The organism is Mesorhizobium sp. M0045 (genome assembly GCF_040323385.1).
Taxonomy (GTDB): Bacteria; Pseudomonadota; Alphaproteobacteria; order Rhizobiales; family Rhizobiaceae; genus Mesorhizobium.
In genome coordinates, this window is record NZ_JAMYUY010000022.1 from 44,258 (window position 1) to 64,927 (window position 20,670).

Annotated in this window: 17 protein-coding genes; 13 read left to right on the forward strand and 4 right to left on the reverse strand. The window is 64.4% G+C overall.

Annotation, left to right across the window (positions count from 1 at the left end; translation table 11 throughout):
- Window positions 1-20 precede the first annotated feature (20 nt).
- From NKJ72_RS26020 to NKJ72_RS26065, 10 genes are all read left to right on the forward strand, one after another.
- On the forward strand, window positions 21-1,034 hold the full coding sequence (locus NKJ72_RS26020; RefSeq protein WP_352480002.1) for an ABC transporter substrate-binding protein: 1,014 nt from the start codon (window positions 21-23) through the stop codon (window positions 1,032-1,034).
- Window positions 1,035-1,107: 73 nt separating this feature from the next.
- Window positions 1,108-2,601, forward strand: coding sequence for a sugar ABC transporter ATP-binding protein (locus tag NKJ72_RS26025; protein ID WP_352480036.1), 1,494 nt, complete (start codon window positions 1,108-1,110; stop codon window positions 2,599-2,601).
- 1 nt (window position 2,602) lies between these two features.
- Entirely contained in the window at window positions 2,603-3,577 is a 975-nt protein-coding gene (locus NKJ72_RS26030; RefSeq protein WP_352480003.1) for an ABC transporter permease, read from the forward strand.
- 2 nt (window positions 3,578-3,579) lie between these two features.
- Entirely contained in the window at window positions 3,580-4,527 is a 948-nt protein-coding gene (locus NKJ72_RS26035) for an ABC transporter permease (protein ID WP_352480004.1), read from the forward strand.
- Window positions 4,528-4,647: 120 nt separating this feature from the next.
- A complete protein-coding gene (locus NKJ72_RS26040; protein WP_352480005.1) occupies window positions 4,648-6,711 on the forward strand; it encodes a 3-hydroxyacyl-CoA dehydrogenase NAD-binding domain-containing protein in 2,064 nt (687 codons plus the stop codon).
- Window positions 6,712-6,905: 194 nt separating this feature from the next.
- Window positions 6,906-8,111, forward strand: coding sequence for a 3-oxoadipyl-CoA thiolase (gene pcaF / locus NKJ72_RS26045; RefSeq protein ID WP_352480006.1), 1,206 nt, complete (start codon window positions 6,906-6,908; stop codon window positions 8,109-8,111).
- A gap of 138 nt (window positions 8,112-8,249) precedes the next feature.
- A complete protein-coding gene (locus NKJ72_RS26050; RefSeq protein ID WP_352480007.1) occupies window positions 8,250-9,281 on the forward strand; it encodes a BMP family protein in 1,032 nt (343 codons plus the stop codon).
- Window positions 9,282-9,492: 211 nt separating this feature from the next.
- Window positions 9,493-10,977 carry an ABC transporter ATP-binding protein gene (locus NKJ72_RS26055; protein ID WP_502895518.1) on the forward strand — a complete coding sequence of 495 codons (1,485 nt, stop codon included), beginning with the start codon at window positions 9,493-9,495 and terminating at the stop codon, window positions 10,975-10,977.
- Complete coding sequence (locus tag NKJ72_RS26060) at window positions 10,977-12,032, forward strand: ABC transporter permease (RefSeq protein ID WP_352480008.1); 1,056 nt, start codon at window positions 10,977-10,979, stop codon at window positions 12,030-12,032. Before NKJ72_RS26055 ends, NKJ72_RS26060 begins: the two co-directional genes overlap by 1 nt.
- Window positions 12,029-12,973: an ABC transporter permease gene (locus NKJ72_RS26065; RefSeq protein ID WP_352480009.1), complete on the forward strand. Its 945-nt coding sequence runs from the start codon at window positions 12,029-12,031 to the stop codon at window positions 12,971-12,973. Before NKJ72_RS26060 ends, NKJ72_RS26065 begins: the two co-directional genes overlap by 4 nt.
- A 14-nt stretch (window positions 12,974-12,987) precedes the next feature.
- On the opposite strand, the gene NKJ72_RS26070 is transcribed toward NKJ72_RS26065, so the two are convergent.
- Complete coding sequence (locus NKJ72_RS26070) at window positions 12,988-13,755, reverse strand: SDR family NAD(P)-dependent oxidoreductase (RefSeq protein ID WP_352480010.1); 768 nt, start codon at window positions 13,753-13,755, stop codon at window positions 12,988-12,990.
- Between the two features lie 555 nt (window positions 13,756-14,310).
- Here NKJ72_RS26070 and NKJ72_RS26075 point away from each other — a divergent pair.
- The gene (locus tag NKJ72_RS26075; protein WP_352480011.1) at window positions 14,311-15,258 is read left to right on the forward strand and encodes an LLM class flavin-dependent oxidoreductase; all 948 of its coding nucleotides are present in this window, start codon (window positions 14,311-14,313) and stop codon (window positions 15,256-15,258) included.
- Between the two features lie 34 nt (window positions 15,259-15,292).
- Here the strand turns inward: NKJ72_RS26075 and NKJ72_RS26080 are convergent, their stop codons facing one another.
- From NKJ72_RS26080 to NKJ72_RS26090, 3 genes are read right to left on the reverse strand one after another with little or no spacing between them, the layout of a single operon-like run.
- Window positions 15,293-16,243: a dihydrodipicolinate synthase family protein gene (locus tag NKJ72_RS26080; RefSeq protein ID WP_352480012.1), complete on the reverse strand. Its 951-nt coding sequence runs from the start codon at window positions 16,241-16,243 to the stop codon at window positions 15,293-15,295.
- Window positions 16,233-17,228: a Gfo/Idh/MocA family protein gene (locus NKJ72_RS26085; protein WP_352480013.1), complete on the reverse strand. Its 996-nt coding sequence runs from the start codon at window positions 17,226-17,228 to the stop codon at window positions 16,233-16,235. The genes NKJ72_RS26080 and NKJ72_RS26085 overlap by 11 nt, the downstream gene beginning before the upstream one ends.
- Window positions 17,225-18,196 carry a Gfo/Idh/MocA family protein gene (locus NKJ72_RS26090; protein WP_352480014.1) on the reverse strand — a complete coding sequence of 324 codons (972 nt, stop codon included), beginning with the start codon at window positions 18,194-18,196 and terminating at the stop codon, window positions 17,225-17,227. Before NKJ72_RS26090 ends, NKJ72_RS26085 begins: the two co-directional genes overlap by 4 nt.
- 100 nt (window positions 18,197-18,296) lie before the next feature.
- Here NKJ72_RS26090 and NKJ72_RS26095 point away from each other — a divergent pair, with 100 nt between their 5' ends.
- On the forward strand, window positions 18,297-19,010 hold the full coding sequence (locus NKJ72_RS26095) for a FadR/GntR family transcriptional regulator (protein ID WP_352480015.1): 714 nt from the start codon (window positions 18,297-18,299) through the stop codon (window positions 19,008-19,010).
- A gap of 20 nt (window positions 19,011-19,030) precedes the next feature.
- Window positions 19,031-20,611, forward strand: a complete 1,581-nt coding sequence (locus NKJ72_RS26100; protein WP_352480016.1) for an ABC transporter substrate-binding protein — start codon at window positions 19,031-19,033, stop codon at window positions 20,609-20,611.
- Window positions 20,612-20,670: the final 59 nt, after the last annotated feature.

Sequence of the window (20,670 nt, forward strand, 5' to 3'; positions counted from 1 at the left end):
ACTCACGGGAGGAGTATGACATGAAGAAAATATTCGTTTTGGGCGCCCTTGCGGCAATGCTCGCCGCAGGCACCGCGCATGCCGACACCAGCGGCAAGAAGATCGCTTTCTCCAACAATTACGCCGGCAATTCGTGGCGGCAGGCGATGCTGGACAGCTACGCCATCGTCACCAAGAAGGCGGTTGCCGACAAGGTGGTCGGCGCCGCGGACGTCTTCACGACGGCCGACAAGGAAGTGCCGACGCAGGCAGCGCAAGTGCAGAACCTGATCCTGCAGGGCTATGACGCGATCGTGATCAACGCGGCGTCTCCGGACGCGCTCAACGGCGCCATCAAGCAGGCCTGCGACGCCGGCATCGTCGTCGTTTCCTTCGACGGCATCGTCACCGAACCCTGCGCCTACCGCGTCGTCGTCGACTTCAAGGACATGGGCAAGCAGGAAGTCGAGCAGATGGCCAAATTCCAGCCCAAGGGTGGCAACCTCCTGGAAATCCGCGGGCTCGCCGGCACCTCGATCGACGATGCCATCCATGCCGGCATCCTCGAAGGCGTCGCCGCCCATCCCGAGTTCAAGATCGTCGGCTCGGTGACCGGCGACTGGGACCAGACCACGGCACAGAAGGCAGTAGCGACGATCCTGCCGTCGCTGCCGGATGTTGTCGGTGTCGTCGACCAGGGCGGTGACGGCTATGGCGCGGCACAGGCCTTCGCCGCTGCCGGCAAGCCGCGCCCGACCATCATCATGGGCAATCGCCAGGACGAATTGCAGTGGTGGAAGGAGCAGAAGGAAAAGGACGGTTATCAGACCTGGTCGGCATCGATCGCGCCCGGCGTATCGACGCTTGCCTTCTGGGTGGCGCAGCAGGTGCTCGACGGCCGCACCGACGTGCCGCACGACCTGCTGGTTCCCTATCTTGCCTTCACACAGGATGATTTCGAGGCCGCGCTGCCGAAGATTCCGAAGGGCGGTGTCGCCAGCCACGAATACACGCAGGAAGACGCCATCGCCGCGATCAAGGCCAACATCAAGTGAGCATGGCACTATTGTTGCCGCCACGGTAACCGGGTATCGTTGAGGGATGCCCGAGGCCAATGCAGACATCATCATGCCGGACGGCGCCGAAAAGCTTTTCGGCGCCGTCAGTTTGGACATCATAAGACTGGACGGAGCCGAAAAACATTTCGGCGCCGTCAGGGCGCTCGCCGGTGTCGATTTCAGCGTTCGTGCCGGAGAATGCGTCGGTCTCGTCGGCCATAACGGCGCCGGAAAATCGACGCTCATGCATATGGTGGCGGGCACGCTTGCCCCCGACAGCGGGCAGATCGCGGTCCGCGGCGGTGTCGAGGCAAGTTATTCGGTGCCGCGCGCACAGCAGCTCGGCATCCGTTGTGTTTTCCAGGAACTATCGCTCTGCCCGAACCTCAGCGTCGCCGAGAACACGCGGATCAACCACGCGTCGCTTAATGGCTTCGGCTGGCGGCGCAAGGCGGCCGATCTGATCGCCGCCAAGCTGGACGAGATATTCCCCGGCCACAGCATCTCGGCATCCGACATCGTCGGTGATCTTTCCATCACCAGCCGGCAAATGGTGGAGGTGGCGCGCGCCTTCACGGTCACGCAGGAGCCGCTCGAACTGGTCATCCTCGACGAGCCGACATCCTCGCTCGATGCGCATACCGCCGGCCAGCTGCTGGCGTTCGTGCGCCGCTTCGTAGCCGCCGGCAAGAGCTGCATCCTGATCTCGCATGTGCTTGGCGAAGTGCTCGGAAATGCCGACCGCATCGTCGTGATGCGCGACGGCAAGGTCGTCGCCGCCGGGCAGGCCGATCAATTCGACCGCGATAGGCTGGTGACGGCGATGGGCGGAGCTGCGGCACGCGAGAAGGCCGCCGCAGAGATTGCGAGCGGCAAGCCGGAGCCCGGTCCGCTGCGGGTCCGGGCGCGGCCGGCGCGACAGCAGGACGGCAACGAGCTCGTCGCCCGTGCCGGTGAAATCATCGGACTTGCCGGACTTGCCGGGCATGGGCAGACCGATCTTTTGCTGGCGATCTTTGCTGCGGCTTCCCGCGCCAGGACCGGCATCGAGGTCACCGCGCCGGTTGCGCTGGTTGCCGGCGACCGCCAGTCGGACGGGATTTTTCCGCAATGGTCGATCGCCGAGAACATCGGCATCCGTTCGCTGGCGCGATTGCGCAACGGCCTCTTGATCTCGCCGCAGCGGGAAGCCGAGCTCGCCGAGCTGTGGCAGCGGAAAATCGGCATCCGCACGCCTGACATGAACAACAACATCTTCTCGCTGTCCGGCGGCAACCAGCAGAAGGCGCTGTTCGCGCGGGCGCTCGGCTCCGACGCCAAGATCGTGCTGATGGACGATCCGATGCGCGGCGTCGACATCGGAACCAAGCTCGAAGTCTACGACCTGGTGCGCGAAGAGGCTCGCCATGGCCGCACTTTCCTCTGGTACACCACCGAAACCGAAGAGCTCGACAATTGCGACCATATCTATGTGTTCAAGAACGGCCGGATTGTCGCCAACCTCCGTCGCGACGAACTGACGGAGGAAAAAATCATCCAGTCGTCGTTCGGCGAGGCGGCCTGAGATGACAGCGGCATCTGTCGAGAATGGGCTAAGATCTTCGGCTCGCGCCACGAGGCGGGCGCGTATGCTGCGCAGCCTGCTGCCGGCACTGTCGCTGGCGCTGGTGCTCATCGCCATCGCCTGGCTCAACCCGCGCGCCATCAGCTATTTCGGCTTCAGCCTGATGCTCAATCTGGCGATCCCGATCGCACTGGCGACGATCGCGCAGATGTTCGTCATCGCCGGCAATGAGCTCGATCTGTCGATCGGCACCTTTGTCGGCTTCGTCGGCTGTGTCACGGCGACGTGGCTGAAGGACGCGCCGCTGCTCGGCGTCGTCATCCTGCTCGGGTCGATCGGCGTCTACGCGCTGCTCGGCGCGCTGATCCATCTGCGCAACCTGCCCTCTATCGTGGTGACGCTCGGCATGAGTTTCGTCTGGCAGGGCATGGCCATCCTCATCCTGCCCAAGCCCGGCGGCAAGGCGCCGGACTGGCTGCTGGCGCTGATGGCCTTCAAGCCACCCTTCATTCCGTTCCCGATCATCGCGGCATTGCTGATCGCGGCCGTCGTCCACTTTGGCCTGATGCGCACCTCCTATGGCGTCATCCTGCGTGGATCGGGCGGCAATTCAGCCGCACTCAAGCGCGCCGGCTGGTCGCTGCTGCGCACCAAGATAGCGCTGTTTGCGCTGACCGGCCTGTTCGGCGTTTTGTCCGGCATGGCGCTGATCGGCATCACCACCTCGGCCGATGCCAATATCGGCAATGGCTACACGCTGCTTTCGATCGCCGGTGTCATCCTCGGCGGCGGCGAGTTCGTCGGCGGCCGGGTGTCGCCGATCGGCGCCGTCATCGGCGCGCTGACGCTGGCTCTGGCCGCATCGCCGCTCTTGACCTTCATGCACATTCCGCCCGACTGGCAGGTCGCCGCCAATGGCGCCATCCTGATCATCGTGCTGGCAGCGCGGGTGCTGATCAGCCGCAGGGAGAGGTGAGCATGGCTTGGCTGCGGACACTGCTCGCCAGACCCTGGATCTGGTCATTCTTCGGGGCGCTGCTGGTGTGGCTGGCGACCATCGCCTTCACCGGCGGCTATGGCGGCGGCGGCATGATCACGGCGGCGCTGTCGCTCGCCGTCTTCACCGTCATCGTCGGCGTCGGCCAGATGTTCGTCATCACGCTCGGGCCGGGCAATGTCGACCTGTCGCTGCCGGCCAACATCGGCCTTGCCAGCGCCGTCGCCATGAAGGTCATGGACGGCAATGATGCGATGATCGCGGTCGGGCTGCTGGCCGCGCTTGCCTGCGGCATGGCGATCGGCGCCGTCAACTACCTTCTGATATGGGCGCTGCGCATTCCGCCGATCATCGCGACGCTGTCGGCCAGCTTCGTCATCCAGTCGGTCGATATCAGCTATGGGCGGGGCCTGCAGATCAAGCCGCCGCCGGGCTTTGCCGACTTCACCAACTGGCAGGTGTTCGGCATCCCGGTGCTGGCGATCCTCACCGTGCTGTTCACCATCGGCGCCGGCATCGTTTTGCAGCGCATGATCTACGGACGCTCGGTGCTGGCGATCGGCCAGAACATCCGCGCCGCCTGGCTGGCCGGCGTCAATGTCGGCCGCACCCGCTTCCTCACCTACACGCTGTCGGGCGCGCTCGGCGGCCTCGACGGCGCACTGCTCGCCGGCTATTTCCGCGGCGCCAATGTCGATATCGGCAATGAGTATCTGCTGGCCTCGATCGCGGTCGTCGTCATCGGCGGCACGTCGGTGGCTGGCGGCAAGGCCAATGTGCCGGGGGTCTGGGGCGCGGCGCTGTTTCTCGTGCTGCTGTTGACCATGCTCAACACGTTCGGCGTCAGCGTCGGCGTCCGCCTGGTGCTGACAGGGCTGATCATCGTCGGCGTCATCACCGCCGCCGGTGGGCAGAAGGCGCTGCGCTAAGGTAAGGCACCCGGCGGCGAGGGGATAACGATCCGGCCCGCAAAACACGTGGTTCCCATCCGCATGCCAGCGCTGTAAATCCCGTCGCGCTATTGGCCAACATCGTTGTATGAGGTTTGCGTGTCCGATTTCGTCAGCACCACAAGGCATGGCAACGTCGCAGTGGTGATCATCGACAATCCGCCGGTCAACGCGCTGAGCTTCCATGTGCGCGCGCCGTTGATGCGGGCGCTCGTTTCCCTGCGGGACGAGCCGTCGGTCGGAGCAATCGTGATCGCCTGCGCCGGGCGGACCTTCGTCGCCGGCGCCGACATCACCGAATTCGGCAGACCGGCGCAGCAGCCGGAATTGCGCGCTATTGTCGCCGTGCTGGAAACTATCACCAAGCCGACGGTCGCAGCCATTCACGGCACTGCGCTCGGCGGCGGCCTGGAACTGGCGCTCGGCTGCCATTTCCGTGTTGCCGACCGAACGGCAAGGCTCGGCCTGCCGGAAGTCAAGCTCGGCCTGCTGCCGGGCGGCGGCGGCACGGTTCGCCTGCCGCGCCTGGTTGGTCCGCTAAAGGCACTCAGCATGATCGTTTCGGGAACGCCGATCGGTGCTGCCGAGGCGCGCGCCGACGGCCTGGTGGATGCCGTCTTCGATGGCGACTTGATCGCGAAAGCGGTGAGTTTCGCCAGCGAAACGGCCGCGAAAGGCGATCCGTTCACGCCCGTGCGCGACCGCAATGATCGCCTCGACCAGGCCGACTTGCCGGCTTTCGACAAGCAGGCGGCAGCTTTTTCCAAAAAAGCACGCGGCCTCGAGGCGCCGATCGCCTGTGCGCAGTCGGTCCGCAACGCCCTGACGCTGCCCTTCGACGAAGCGCTGGCGGCGGAGCGCGACCTGTTCCTCAAGCTTGTCGCCGGTGACCAGTCACGCGCGCAGCGGCATCTGTTCTTCGCTGAACGTGAGGCGGCAAAGATTGCCGGCAAGGATGTCGTCAGGCGCAAGATCGCCCGGGTTGGCGTCATCGGCGCCGGCACTATGGGCGGCGGCATCGCCATGGCGTTCGCCAATAGCGGTCTTCCCGTGACCTTGCTAGAGACGACGCAGGAAGCATTGCAACGCGGACTGACGACGATCGACAAAAATTATGCCGTTTCCGTTATCCGCGGATCGCTGAGCGAAGACGCCAAGCGCGAGCGGCTGGATTTGTTCAGGGGCAGCACCGACTATGCCGACCTCGCCGATTGCGACCTGATTGTCGAGGCCGTGTTCGAGGAGATGGCGGTCAAGAAGGATGTCTTCAGCAGGCTCGATGCGGTGGCCAAACCGGGCGCGATCCTCGCCACCAACACCTCCTATCTCGATGTCAACGAGATCGCCGGTTCGACGTCGCGGCCGCAAGATCTCCTCGGCATGCATTTCTTTTCGCCGGCTAACGTCATGAAGCTTTTGGAAATCGTCCGCGCCGACAAGACTTCGCCCGACGTGCTGGCGACCATCGTCGATCTGGCACGGCGGATCGGCAAGGTGCCGGTCGTTGTCGGCGTCTGCCACGGCTTCGTCGGCAACCGCATGCTGGCGGCGCGGGGTTCGGAACTGGAGACGCTTCTGCTGGAAGGCGCAATGCCGCGCCAGGTCGACCAGGCGTTCACCGATTTCGGCTGGCCGATGGGGCCGTTCGAGATGAGCGATCTCGCCGGCCTCGACATAGGCTGGCGCAACCGCAAGGCGCGTGGCCAGACGGCCGTGATCGCCGATGCGTTGTGCGAACAGGGACATTTCGGCCAAAAGACCGGCAGCGGCTTCTATCGTTATGAGAACGGTTCGCGCACGCCGCTGCCCGATCCCGAGGTTGAGACGCTGATCCGCAACAAGGCTGCCGAACGCGGCATTGCACCGCGGCCAATCGGCGCCGAGGAGATCATCGAGCGGACGCTCTATCCGATGATCAACGAGGGCGCCAGAATCCTCGAGGAAAAGATTGCCGCCCGCGCCTCCGATATCGATGTCGTCTGGGTCAACGGCTACGGCTTCCCGGTCGGCAAGGGCGGTCCGATGTTCTGGGCAAGCCTCGAAGGCGTGGACGAGATCATCCGGCGGCTGGATCACTGGCACCAGCGGACCGGCAAGGACGTCTTTCGGGTGGCGCCCCGGCTCAGACAGATGGCCGAAACCGGTTCCTGGAACGGCGGCTAGTATCAACGCCGGCCACGCGCTGGTGATCGACGGCGGTGAAGGCATCGGCTGATCCGCCGCTCCCGGCGGGCGGCAGCTGTAATTGTCTTTGGCCTAACGGCCGGCGGCAAGATGTGCTTTCGTCTCAAGGAGAATGCGGCCAACATGGCTGGGCCGGGAGCAGAAATCATCAGCGCAAACGGGAAGGCTGCATAATGGCCGAGGCCTATATCTGCGACTACATCCGCACGCCGATCGGACGCTTCGGCGGTTCGTTGTCGGCGGTGCGTGCCGACGATCTCGGCGCGATACCTTTGAAGGCGCTGGTCGAGCGTAATTCGGGCATCGACTGGGCCGCCATCGACGATGTCGTCTATGGCTGCGCCAACCAGGCCGGCGAGGACAATCGTAATGTGGCGCGCATGGCGCTGCTGCTGGCCGGCCTGCCCAAGGAGGTTCCCGGCTCGACCGTCAATCGCCTCTGCGGTTCGGGCATGGATGCGGTGATGATTGCTGCCCGCGCCATCAAAGCCGGCGAGGCGGAGCTGATAGTATCAGGCGGCGTCGAATCGATGAGCCGTGCTCCGTTTGTCATGCCGAAGGCGGAGACCGCCTTTTCGCGCAATGCCGAGATTTACGACACCACGATCGGCTGGCGCTTCATCAATCCGCTGATGAAGAAGCAATACGGCGTCGATTCGATGCCGGAGACCGGTGAGAACGTGGCGGAAGAGTTCGCTGTCTCCCGCGTAGACCAGGATGCGTTTGCCGTGCGCAGCCAGGACAAGGCAATCGCCGCGCAAGCCAATGGTCGGCTGGCGAAGGAAATTACGCCGGTGACGATCGCGCAGCGCAAGGGCGATCCGGCGATCGTATCAAAGGACGAGCATCCGCGAGCAGGCATGACGATCGAAGCGTTGGCCAAGTTGCCGACGCCGTTCCGGCAAGGCGGCACGGTTACCGCCGGCAATGCGTCGGGCGTTAACGATGGTGCCGCAGCGCTGATCGTCGCCTCGGAAACCGCCGTGAAAAGATACGGGTTGACGCCGATCGCCCGTATTCTCGGCGGTGCCACGGCCGGCGTGGCGCCGCGCATCATGGGCATTGGCCCGGTGCCGGCCACGCAAAAGCTATGCGCCCGGCTCGGGCTGGAGCCGCGACAATTCGATGTCATCGAGCTCAACGAGGCCTTTGCCTCGCAAGGCATTGTGGTGCTGCGCCAACTCGGCATTGCCGAGGATGCGGAGCACGTCAACCCGAATGGCGGCGCCATCGCGCTCGGCCATCCGCTCGGCATGTCCGGGGCGCGCATCACGGGCACGGCTGCGCTGGAGCTGCGCGAACGCGGCGGCCGCTACGGCCTCGCGACCATGTGCATCGGGGTCGGCCAGGGGATCGCGGTGGCGCTCGAGAGATTGTGAGCACACGAACGTTTACAGCAGTTCCGCCCGGCCAAATTTGACCATGTGGACAAAAGCCGGGCACCGTTCCATAGTTCCTTCGCCGATATTCCAGAGAAGAGAGCCGGCTCGACACGGCGCCAATCAGAGGGGCATGCAATGGACAACGGGAAGAGCAGAATCCAATCGAAACGCGAAGGGCTTTCGCGACGCAACGTGCTGGAGCTGGGCGCGCTCGGCCTGGCGGCGGCGATGCTGCCGGGCAGCGCCTTTGCCAAGACCAAGAAGCTGAAAGTTGCGGCGATCTTCGCCACGCCGATCGAGGAGCCGTGGGACAACCAGATCCATGTCGCCCTGCAGAAGGCCGAGAAGGAACTCGGCATCGAATACAAATGGTCGGAGAAGGTGCAGACCGCCGATTTCAGCCGTGTCATGCGCGAATATGCGCAGGGCGGCTATGAGCTGGTGCTGGGCGATGCCTTCGCCGCCGAGCGCGAATCGCGCAGGACCGCCAAGCAATTCCCGAAGACCGCCTTCCTGTTCGGCTCCGGCGCAGGGCCGGCCGAGCCGAATTTCGGGGTTTTCGACAACTGGATCCACGAGCCGGCCTATCTGTCCGGCATGATTGCGGGAAAAATGTCGAAATCGGGCACGATTGGCGCCGTCGCGGCGATGGGCATTCCGGAAGTGAACCGGCTGGTCAACGCCTTCTTTGCCGGTGCCAAGGAGGTCAATCCCAACATCAAGAAGAAGGTCGCCTTCATCGGCTCGTTCTTCGATCCGCCGAAGGCAAAGGAAGCTGCTGTCGCCCAGATCGACGCCGGCGTCGACGTCATCTATGCCGAGCGCTTTGGCGTCATCGAAGCGGCGGTCGAGAAAAAGATCCTCGCTATCTCCAACATGTCGGACCAATCGAGCCTCGGCCCCGACACGGTGATCACCGGGCCGGTCTGGGACATGTATCCGACGGTCGAGCAGGCAATCAAGCTGGTCAAGGCCGGCGTCTTCACGGCGCAGGATTACGGTGATTTCTCGCGCATGGCCAAGGGCGGCTCCTACCTCGCGCCCTATCACAAGTTCGACAAGACGCTGCCGGCCGAGGTCAAGGACTTGGTCGAAAAGAAGAAGGCCGAAATCCTCGACGGCAATTTCCGTGTCGATGTCGATGAGAATACGCCGGTCTCGGACTGAGCGGCGCATCCCTCCCCTCGAGGGGAGGGTGGCCCGCAGGGCCGGGTGGGGTTCTCGGCGACGCGCTCCATCTTTTTCGGTCTAAACGTCGAGGCGGTTGAGACGACCCCTCCCGCCTCGCTTCGCTCGGCACCCTCCCCTCAAGGGGGAGGGATATCGGCGTCAACGCCACCAGGATCCCGCCTTGTCAACGCCTGCCCCTCTCATCGAAATGCGCGGCATCTCCAAGAGCTTTGGCGCCGTCAAGGCGAACGAAGCCGTCGATCTCAGCGTCGCGCCGGGTGAAATCCTCGGGCTGCTTGGCGAAAACGGTGCCGGCAAGACGACGCTGATGAATGTGCTGTTCGGTGCCTATGCGCCCGATGCCGGCGAGATCCTGGTGCAGGGCCGGCCGCTGGCGATCAACAGCTCGGCCGATGCGCTGGCCGCTGGCATCGGCATGGTGCACCAGCATTTTCATCTCGCGCCGCGGCTTTCGGTGCTGGAGAACCTCTTGATCGGCATTCCCGGCAGATCGGGCCGGATCGACCGCGCCGGCGGGCTGGCGCGGCTCGCCGAGATCGGCCGCCAGCACGGGCTGACGCTCGACCCGGACCTCCCCGTCTCGGCGCTGTCGGTCGGCGAGCAACAGCGGCTCGAAATCGTCAAGGCGCTGTTTCGCGGCGCAAGGCTGCTGATCCTCGACGAGCCGACGGCGGTGCTGGCGCCGACAGAGGTCGACGGACTGTTTTCGGCGCTTCGCTCGATGGCGGCACAAGGGCTCGGCATCATCTTCATTTCGCACAAGCTCAACGAGGTGCGGGCGCTGACGCATCGCTGCGTCGTGCTCAGGCATGGGCGCGTTGCCGGTCGCGTCGATGCGCCGGCCAGCACGACGTCTTCGGAGATGGCGCGGCTGATGTGCGGCCACGAGATCGTGCCTCCGGCCAGAGGACCGTCGATGCCCGGTGCGGCCGTGCTCACCCTCGACGGTATCTCGACATCGCATCATTCCGGCATGGCGCTGCGCGATGTTTCGCTGTCGGTTCGTGGCGGCGAGATCCTTGGCATCGCCGGCGTCTCCGGCAATGGCCAGCGCGTGCTTGCCGAGGTCATCTCCGGCGTGCGTGCGCCTGATGCCGGGAAGATGACCATAGCCGACAAAGCGGTTTCGCGGTTCTCGCCGAGCACAGTCCAGGCGCTCGGCCTCGGCCGCATCCCGGAAGACCGCATGACGACAGGGCTGGTCACCAATCTGCCGCTTGCCGATTCCATGGTGCTGCCGCGCATCGGCACGGCGGCGTTCAGCCGCAACGGCCTGCTCAAGCCGGATGCGATCCGCGCCTTCGCCGAGGCGCAGATCAAGGCCTACGACATACGCTGCCCCGGCCCGATGACGCGCGCCGGGGCGCTTTCCGGCGGCAATCTGCAAAAGGCGCTTCTGGCGCGCGAACTCGCCTTTGATCCGAAGGTGCTGATCGTTTCGCAGCCGACTCGCGGCCTCGACATCGGCGCCGCGCGCTTCATCCACGAAAAATTCCTCGACATGCGCGCCAAGGGCTGCGGCATCATCGTCATTGGCGAGGACCTGGAAGAGTTGCTGATGCTCTCGGATCGTATCGCGGTGATGTATGAGGGCCGCATCGTCGGCACGCTCGACAGTGCCGACGCCAGCGTCGCCAGACTCGGGTTGATGATGACCGGAGCGGAGGCGTGATGTTCCGTCTCGAGGCCCGCACCTCAACGCCCGCCTGGTTCAATCTGGCTCTGCCGCTGCTCGCCATCGGGGCGACGCTGATCTTGTGCAGCGGCCTCATCGCACTGGCTGGCGCCGGCGTCGTCGAGGCTTATAGCGTGATGTTTTCGGCGTCGCTGGGTGACAGCTACGCCGTCACCGAAACGCTGGTGCGTGCCACCCCGATGATCTTCACAGGGCTTGCCGTGGCGGTCGCCTTCCGCGCCAAATTCTGGAACATCGGCGCCGAAGGGCAATTGCTCGCCGGTGCGGTGGCGAGCTGTGCCGTCGGCGCCGTCCCGATGCCGGGGCCGCTCGCCATGCTGCTGATGGCGCTGGCGGGTGGGGCCGCCGGCGCTGCCGTCGCGCTGATCCCCGCGACGCTACGGGTGAAATTCAGGGTCGATGACGTGGTCAGCTCGCTGCTGCTCAATTCGGTCATTTTCTACGCACTGATGGCGCTGATCGAGGGGCCATGGAAGGACAGTTTCAGCGGCTACCCGATCTCGCCGCCGATCGAGGATTCAGCGAATTTCCCGGTACTCATCGAAGGCACGCGGCTGCATCTCGGCGTCGTCGCGGCGCTGGTCGCGGCACCCCTGATCTGGTTCGTGGTCGCGCGTACAACGCTCGGCTTTCGCATCAGGGTCACCGGCGAGAACCCGGAAGCCGCGCGCTATGGCGGCATCAATGTCGAGCGGGTGCTGATTTCGACGGCGCTGCTGTCCGGCGCATTGGCCGGCCTTGCAGGCGTCGGCGAGGTCGGCGGCGTGCATTTCCAGGTGATGAGCGACATCTCGCCGGGCTATGGCTATTCCGGCATCGTCGTCGCCATGCTGGCGAGGCTCAATCCGCTCGGCGTGGTGCCGGCGGCGATCTTCCTTGCCGCCGTCATGACCGGCGCCGAGGCGATGTCGCGGGCGACCGGCGTTCCGGCCTTCCTCAGCGAAGTCATCCAGGGAACTGCGCTGCTCGCCATGCTGGTGGCGCTGCTGTTCACCGCCTATCGCATCCGCCGCGTCGGAGCCGCCAGATGAGCGTGGTGCTGGAACAGATCTTCCAGGTCGGTTTCCTGGCCGCGATCATCCGCATCGCCACGCCGCTTGCCTTCGCAACGCTGGGCGAAATGTTTTCCGAGCGCGCCGGTGTGCTCAATCTCGGCATCGAAGGCATCATGCTTTTGTCGGCAATGACCGGCTTCACCGCGGCGAGCCTCAGCGGCAGCCTGTGGCTCGGCGTGCTTGCGGCGGTGCTGACCGGGGCGCTGATGGGTGCCGTGCATGCGCTGTTCACGGTAGCGCTCGGCCTCAGCCAGCATGTCTGCGGCATCGGCGTGACGCTGTTCTCGTCGGGCCTTGCCTATTTCCTCTACCGGCTGATCTTCGGCCAGCAATCGGTGCCACCGAACATCAAGGGGTTCGAGACGCTGCCGATCCCAATCCTGTCCGACGTACCGGTGCTTGGGCCGGCGGTGTTCAACCAGTTTTCGCTGGTCTACATGGCGATGCTGTCTATTCCCCTGGCCGCCTTCGTGCTCTACCGCACGCCATGGGGCCTGTCTGTTCGCATGGTCGGTGAAAACCCGCGGGCCGCCGATTCGGCCGGCGTCAGCGTCATCGCAACGCGCTTCCAGGCGGTGATCCTCGGCGGTGCCTTGATGGGGCTCGCAGGCGCCTTCCTGTCGATGGCGCAGTTCAACGCGTTCACCTTCGGCGTCGTTTCGGGGCGTGGCTGGGTGGCGATCGCGCTCGTCGTCTTCGGCCGCTGGGACCCTTGGCGCACGGCAGGCGCGGCATTGCTGTTTGCCTTCGTCGACGCCTTGCAGTTGCGCATGCAGGCGAGCGGGCTTGGCCATATCCCCTACGAGGCGTTCCTGATGCTGCCGTTCATCTTCACCATCGTCGCTATGGCGGTGATGTCGCGCAATGCGGTGGCGCCCTCGGCGCTGCTCAAGCCGTTCCGGCGCGAAGAGCGGTAACGGCGCTTCGCCTTTCACATCGCGGTGAAGCCGTTGTCGACGAACAGATGCGCGCCGTTGACGAAGCTGGCCTCGTCGCTGGCCAGGAACAGGGCTGCCTTCGCCACCTCTTCCGGCTCGCCGATCCGCCCCTGCTGCGCCGCCATTGCCGCGTCGGAGACATCGATGCCGAGTTTGTCGAGATCGGCGACCTCGCGCAGGCCATGCGGTGTCCTGATGAAGCCTGGACAGACCGCATTGCAGCGGATGTTGCGGTCGCGGAACTCGATGGCGATGGCACGCGCGAACATATGGCAGGCGCCCTTGGTGGTATCGTAGAGCACCTCCATCGGCGTCGCCGCCACCGCCGAGATCGACGAGGTGCAGACGATGGAACCGCCGCCGGCGGCGATCATGCCGGGTAGCACGGCGCGCGTCATCAGGAACATCGAGCGCACATTTACGGCATGCAGCCATTCCCATTCCTGCAGCGTGGTCTCCAGGAAGGGTTTTATGACGATGGTGCCGGCGTGATTGAACAGAACCGTGACCCGGCCGAATTGTTCCATCACGCCCTTCACCGCCGCTTCGACCTGCGCCTCGTCCGATACGTCGGCGACCCAGTGCTCGGCGACATGGCCGCGTTGCCTGATTGCCGCTGCGGTAGCGGCGGCAGCTTCGCCGTTGCGGTCGATGATCGCCACCTTGGCGCCCTCGGCCGCGAAAAGCTCCGAGGCCGCACCGCCCATGCCCGTCGCGCCACCCGAAATGATGGCGACCTTGCCGGCCAGTCTTGTGCCCATGGTTTTGCTCCCTGCTGCCTTGCCGTGACGTCGCGGCTTTCCACTGAGGCAGCGATGCTATCCCTCATCCAATGGCTGGCCAAGGAGCCACAGACACGTGGACCTGCCATTTTCTACCGTCACCCCGCCTGCCTCAAAAGGCAGCGCGCTAAGCAGTAAAAGCACTAATTTGTCCGCCGTTTGGAGAAAATTGTTCTAAGGATCGCGCGAAAATAGCACTCGACAAAGTCTACTGATTTTATAGATTAAGCGTCGAGACGGAGGTCGATATGTCCTATAGCCAGAACACTCAGACTGCTCGCAGAGGTCAAAGGCTGGGTTCCGACCAGGTATGGCGGCCGGCCTACGCCGGCGCTTTCGCCTATCTCGTCTTTGCCCTTGCGTTTGTATTCACCGGGGCAGTGGTCCTCGGGCTGATTCCCTGACTATTGAGGCCTTGATCGTCGAGGCTTCCTCGGGATAGCGGCCTGCCGTTTGCAGAAATTCCGGAGTTGATGAACTGAATGCCGGTGCGCTTCTGCGCGCCCTGATTCCAACGTGATGGAGGAGATGGCAATGCCGATCGAGTTCACGCATGTTCCCGGTAAGATCCACGCTGCCGAAGCCAGATTTTTCTATGACTTTGTCGAGACCGCGACGAAACTGTCACTGATCGAGGATGCCGGATTCCAGAGGATCGTCATCGACGACCAGGCCGGCCTGCTGACCAATATGGACCTTGCCGCCCAGACGCTGGACCGTACCTCCTCCCTGGAGGTCGTGCTCACGCATTGGGCGGGCGTGATCGAACCAATCGTGGCGGCGCGGCAGCTCGCCGCCCTCGACGCGAGAAGCGGTGGCCGGCTGTCGCTCAGGATGCTCAGCGAGCCGTTCGGCGACGACGATGCCGAGGCACGTCCAGCCGGCCATACGGTGGTCTGGCAACGCATCGACGAATATCTAGTGCTGCTGAAGCGGTTGTGGTCGAACGACAGACCGTTCGACCATGAAGGCGCTTTCTACAGCATCAAAGGCGGCTATGTGCCGCGCAAGGGGCCGCATGGCGCCGACGTAAACATCCGCATGGGCGCACGGTCCGGCACGGCGCTCAGGGTCGCGGGCAGGCATGCGGACGTGTTCGAGCTGGCGCCGGGCCCGCTTGCAGAAATCCGTCAGTCTATGGAGCGTGTACGCAGCGCCGCCGCCGAACACGGCCGGGCCGGCAAGCTGCGTTTCGCGCTTCCCGTCCAAATCCGTTCGGAAGACAAACCGGCCACTTCCTGCCAGAAGGCGGTCGAACTGGCCGGGCCGCCGGCGCAGGTCGCGCTGTCGCTGCTTTCCTACGTCGCTTTGGGGATCAAGGAGTTCATGATCGTCGGCGTCGACAGGCCACGCGAGATTGCGACGGCCGGCCGCGAGGCGATCGCACTGCTGCGCAATTCGCTGGCACGGCGCGAGGCCGATATCCCTCAGCCGGGGGCGTTTGCGTCACGCGCGACACAGGGCGCGAGAGCCGGCTGCTGAAGAGCCGCCGTCGTCACGCACCTCGCTGACGGCGCTACTGCCATTCCGGGAAAGTCGCGTGAGCGGCCTTGGCCAAGGTCGGGATTTCCTCATCGGGAACGGAGCTGTAGGGCCAGAGCAATCGCGGCCCGAGCGGCGCCCAGCCGCCGGCCGCCGCCATCGCCTTGTCGAGTGCTGCATCGCCGACATCGTAACGGGTGCGAAACGGTAGAACATGTGCGGCGAGGAAGGCCCGTATGCGGGCCTCAACCTCGGCAGCTGCGACCCTGTCGGTGCGGATCATGTGCCACCACTGCACCGCGCCCTTCGGGTTGAGGCAGGCAATGTTGGAATAGCTGCCGTGAGCCCCTCCGGCATACCCTGTCGCCAGCGTGTGGCCGGGAACGAAGACCGAGAATCCGTGAAGTTTGTGGCGCATATCGGCATACCAGCCGGCGTCGCCGCCCGGCAGCTTGGCGCCGACCAGCGATGGCACGGCCGCACGCAGCCTGGCGATGCCGTCGAGCGTCAGGCGGCGCTTAGCGTGCGGCGGGTTGTAGAGCACCAGCGGCGTTTCGGGCGCGGCCTCGCAGAGGCCGCCGACAAAACGCATGATCTCGTCGTCACTGGGCGGCCACCAGTCGGGCAAGGTGAATTGAGCCGCCGTCGGGCGAAGTGCGGCGACCCGCGTCAGCCGCTCCAGCGCGACGCGCGGATTGGACTGGCTGATACCGATCTGGAAAGGAAGGCGCGCGCGGCCGGCTGTTTCGGCAACCAGCTCACAAAGCCGGTCGAATTCGGGCTCGGTCTGGCAATGGAATTCGCAGGCTGTGCCATTGGAATAGACGCCGTCGACACCCGATGCGCAGAGCCGGGCGATCGTCTCTTTCGTCGCCTGCCAGTCGATCGCTCCGCGATCATCAATGGCCAGCATCACGGCGCCCCAGACGCCGCGCGGCGCGTGTGCGGGCAAGCGGGCCAGGTGGTCGTTAAGATCAGCGTCCACCGGCGATCTCGTGTTCGCGGAGGGTTTCGTTCGAGGCAAAGGCGGCCTCGATGATGGCGATCATCTTGCGCCCATAGGCGCCGTCGACCGGCACCGGCGTGTCGTCGGCAATGGCATCGCGCATCGCGCGCCATTCGCGCACCAGCGCGTTATGCATCCAGTTCGGCTCAAAGGAACCGGGCAGCTCGGTCGAGACCGTATCGCGGCCAAGCATCGTGCCGCGGTCCATGTCGATGCGCAGCGTTCCCTGCTCGCAGATAAGGTCCATGGCGTAGGTCGTAGCGCCGGTGCGGTACCCGACGCTCTGCACCTGGCCGATGCCGCCGCCGGCGAAGCGCAGTCCGAGCAAGGCGGTGTCGTCTGCTTCCTGGTCATGGAACTTGGCGCCGAGCATGCCGCTTACCGACACGACATCGTCATCCATCAGCCAGACGAGGCGGTCGAGCGCGTGGATGCCGGCAGTCAATAGCATGCCGCCGCCGCTCGCCTTGCGCAGATGCCAGTCGCGGCGATTGTGCTCCATCCAGAGCTTGATGATCCAGCTCGATCCGATGAGCGGCCGGCCGAGCACTCCTTCCTCCAGCACCTGCTTGGCCGCCATGCAGGGCAGGGCGAAATGCATGAGGTGGGCGACCATCAGCTTGACGCCGCTCTCGGCCACGGCGGCATTGATCGCATCGCAGGCGGCCGCCGTCGGCGCCATCGGCTTTTCGAGCAGGATGTGCTTGCCGGCCTCTGCCGCGCCGATGGCCATTTCGGCGTGGAGGTGATGCGGGCTGGCAATGAGGACCGCGTCGACCTCCTTGTCGTCCAGCAGCCGACGCCAGTCGGTGTAGCCGCTGCCGCCATATTCGGCGGTGAATTGCTGCAGTGCATCGGCGTTTCCACGAGAGGCGGCGGCGAGGCGAATGCCTCCAACCTCGCGGATTGCCCGCGCATGGGCTGCGCCGAAATCGCCGGCGCCGATAATTCCTATTCCAATCATGGTCCTGCCTTTTCATAAGCGGCGTCGATCAGCGACATCGCCGCAACATAATCCTCGATGGACACCGACGGAGGCGCCTTTCTGGCCAGCCGGTCAAGCGTGTCGCGCATGCACAGACGGTAGCGGGTTGCCGGCAATTCGACCGGCAGATCGACGATTGCCGCATCGTCGAGCGTGGCGCAGTTGGCACGATCACCGTGGTCGACCAGGGTCGCATTGGCAGCGACGATGCGCCATTCGAAGTCGCCACCGGGGCGCATCGAGGCAAAGGTGTAGCCAGCCTCGACGATGAACAGCGCGCCGGCCTCGTCTTCCAGCACCAGCAGCGCATGATCCTCGACCGGGCCCGGATGGATGCGGTTCGCGATCGAAACGGTCTTCAGGCCAAGCCTGCCGGTTGCGAGGCTGAGTGCAGCATCCACGCCGTGTATGCCGAGATTCCGCAACGCACCTCCACCACCAACCGCCGGGTCGACGACCCAGGCGACACCGTCGGCGATGTAGCGCCCAGGCGGGCCATTGACCAGCCGGAACTGGCAATGCGCCACCACACCGGCACGGCCCTGCCGGTGCAGCCGCTCAAAGGCGGCAACGGCCGGCCCGAAACGATTGGGCAGGGGCACAGCGACAAAGGCCTGGTGCTGTCGGGCGAGGTCGCGCAGCGCCATCAGTTCCCTCGTATGGCTGGCCGCCGGCTTCTCCAGGATCAGCGGTATCCCTGCCCCGATGATCGCACGTACCCGCGCCGGCACCGTCGAAGGGTGCCCCATCAACAGGATCACGTCCGGCGGGCTGGAGAGTATCTCCGTGAAATCTTCAATAAACGGCAGGTCGTGGTGCGCGGCGAACGCATGCGCTTGGCCAGGATTCTCATCCCAGATACCGGCGATCTCCGCACCGTAAAAGCGTGCGGCGTCGAGGTGCATTTCGGCGTGCCAGTGGCTCGAGCCGGCGAGGATTATCTTCATTCGGGAGCAACATGTTTGCTATGGGCTTGCAGGATATCCTACAAGTAGCTATACGACAAGCAGCGGGCAGGGTAGTCCAGCGGATGATGAAAGCAGTGGGATGGCGGAACTGAAGTCGATCGAACCGTTGAGCAGGCCGCCGCTCCTTCACGTCACCGTGCAGGAAAGCCTCAGGGCCTATATCGAAAGCAACCAGCTCAAGGCCGGCGATCCCTTGCCGCCGGAGACGTTCCTGGCGCAGCGGCTCGGCGTCGGCCGCAACTCCGTGCGGGAGGCCATCAAGGCGCTGGAATCGATCGGCATCCTGGAGACGCGACGCGGCATCGGCGTGTTCGTCAAGGAGTTCTCGTTCAAGCCGCTGCTGGACAACCTGGCCTACGGTTTGCAGGATTCGCTCCGCGACGTCGAAGAGCTGCGCGAAATCCGTCGCGTGCTGGAAACCGGCCTCATCGCCAAGACAATCGAGATGATCAGCGCCGACGACATCGAGGCGCTGCGCCAGTTGACCGAGCGCATGCGGCAACGTGCCCAGCGCCATGAGAGCTTCGCCGAAGAGGACCAGCAATTCCATCAGCTGCTGTTCCGCTGCCAGAACAATCGCATGCTGAGCGCGCTGATCGACATCTTCTGGATGGCGTTCAACAAGGCCTCGAATTTCGCCAATCTCGATAATCCGACGCCGCTAGCGACATGGCGCGACCATCACGAGATCGTCGAGGCCGTCGCCGCCAAGGATGTCGACCAGGCGCGTCGGCGGCTCGACGACCATTACCGGGGAATCCAGCAGGTTATCGCCAAAAACCGAACACCCTGAACATGCCAAGGGAGGAAACCATGCGCATCAGGACCACCGCATTCTCGATCGCAGGGCTGCTGCTCGCCAGCATTGCCCCAGTGACCAGCGTCCAGGCACAAAACGCCAAAACCATCGCCGGCGGCTTCGACGTCGGTCCCGGCGGCTTTCCCAAGAACTTCAACCCGCTGGTCGCGACCGGCGGCTACACCTGGCTCAGCACCTATTTTGAACCGCTGGTCATCTACAATGCCGGGCTGACCGAGATCGAAGGCGACCTCGCCAAGGACTACAAGATCAGCGACGACCAGCTGAGCTATACGTTCAACCTGGTCAACGAGACTTGGCACGACGGCAAGCCGTTCACCTCGAAGGACGTCAAGTTCACGCTCGAGCTTGCCAAGAACAAGGCCTCCGGCAGCCTGTTTGCCGCCCGCCTCGCCGACATCGCCTCGGTCGATGCCCCGGATGACCACACCGCAGTGGTGAAGCTATCGAAACCGAACGGATCGTTTCTATCGATCCTCTCGCAGCTGATGATCCTGCCGGAGCATGCCCTGGCCACCCTGTCGCCGGAAGCGCTGGCTACCAGCACCTGGTGGTCGACCTCTCCGGTCGGCACCGGCCCGTTCAAGTTCAAACGCTACGTGAGCGACCAATATGTCGAGCTGGCAGCCGACGACGACTATCGCAGCGGCAAGCCGAAGGTAGACGTGCTCATCAACCGCTATTTCGAGTCACCGGCGGCGGCCGTCGCCGCGCTCCGTGCCGGCGAAATCCAGTTCACCTATGTCGAGCCCGACGATGCGGCCTCCTTCAAAAGCGACAGCAATTTCAAGGTGATCGAAGGTGCCTCCTACGTGGTCAACTATATCGGCCTGAATCAGAAGGTCGACCTGTTCAGGGATATCCGTGTCCGCCAGGCGATCATGTACGCGATCGACCGTAACGCCATCATAGACAGCCTCTATGGCGGTGCCGCCAAGCCGGCCAATTGCGGCTATGTCGCGCCGCATCTCGTTCCCCAGGGTCTCGAACCATATGCCTACGATCCGGCCAAGGCCAAGGCGCTGCTGACCGAGGCGGGCTGGGACAAGATCAACGGCGACAAACCGATCACCCTGCTGACCTATTACGGCTCGCCGCAGGCGGCCAACGTGATGGCCGCCATCCAGTCGATGCTGGCCGAAGTCGGCATTAACGTGGTGCCGCGCGTCGTCGATACGCCGACCTATAACGGCATCGTCTACAAACAAGGCACGCCGGACTGGAATGCCTTTCCGATGGTCTATGCCGGCCTGCAGAACGGCCCCAATCCGGCCAGCCTCAACCCCGGCCTTAACAAGTCGCAGATCCCGCCGGCAGGCTTCAACACCATGCGCATCGAATTCGACGATCTGAGCGCTGCATTGGACGCCGCCCTCGGCCAGACCGATCCGGCCAAGATCGACCAATCCTGGCAGGAGGTCTGCAAGGTGATGAACAAGGACCTGCCCTGGGCAACGCTGTGGGTGGCCAACCGCTATGGCGTGGCCTCCAACAAGCTGCGTGACTTCGTCTGGACGCCGGCGCCGGGCGGCGGCCCCTACGCAGCTCACCCGGAGCGCTGGGATATCCAGTAAGAACCCCGCAACGAAGCGAGCAGGCGGACCACTTTGGCGCCGCCTGCCACCGCCACGGA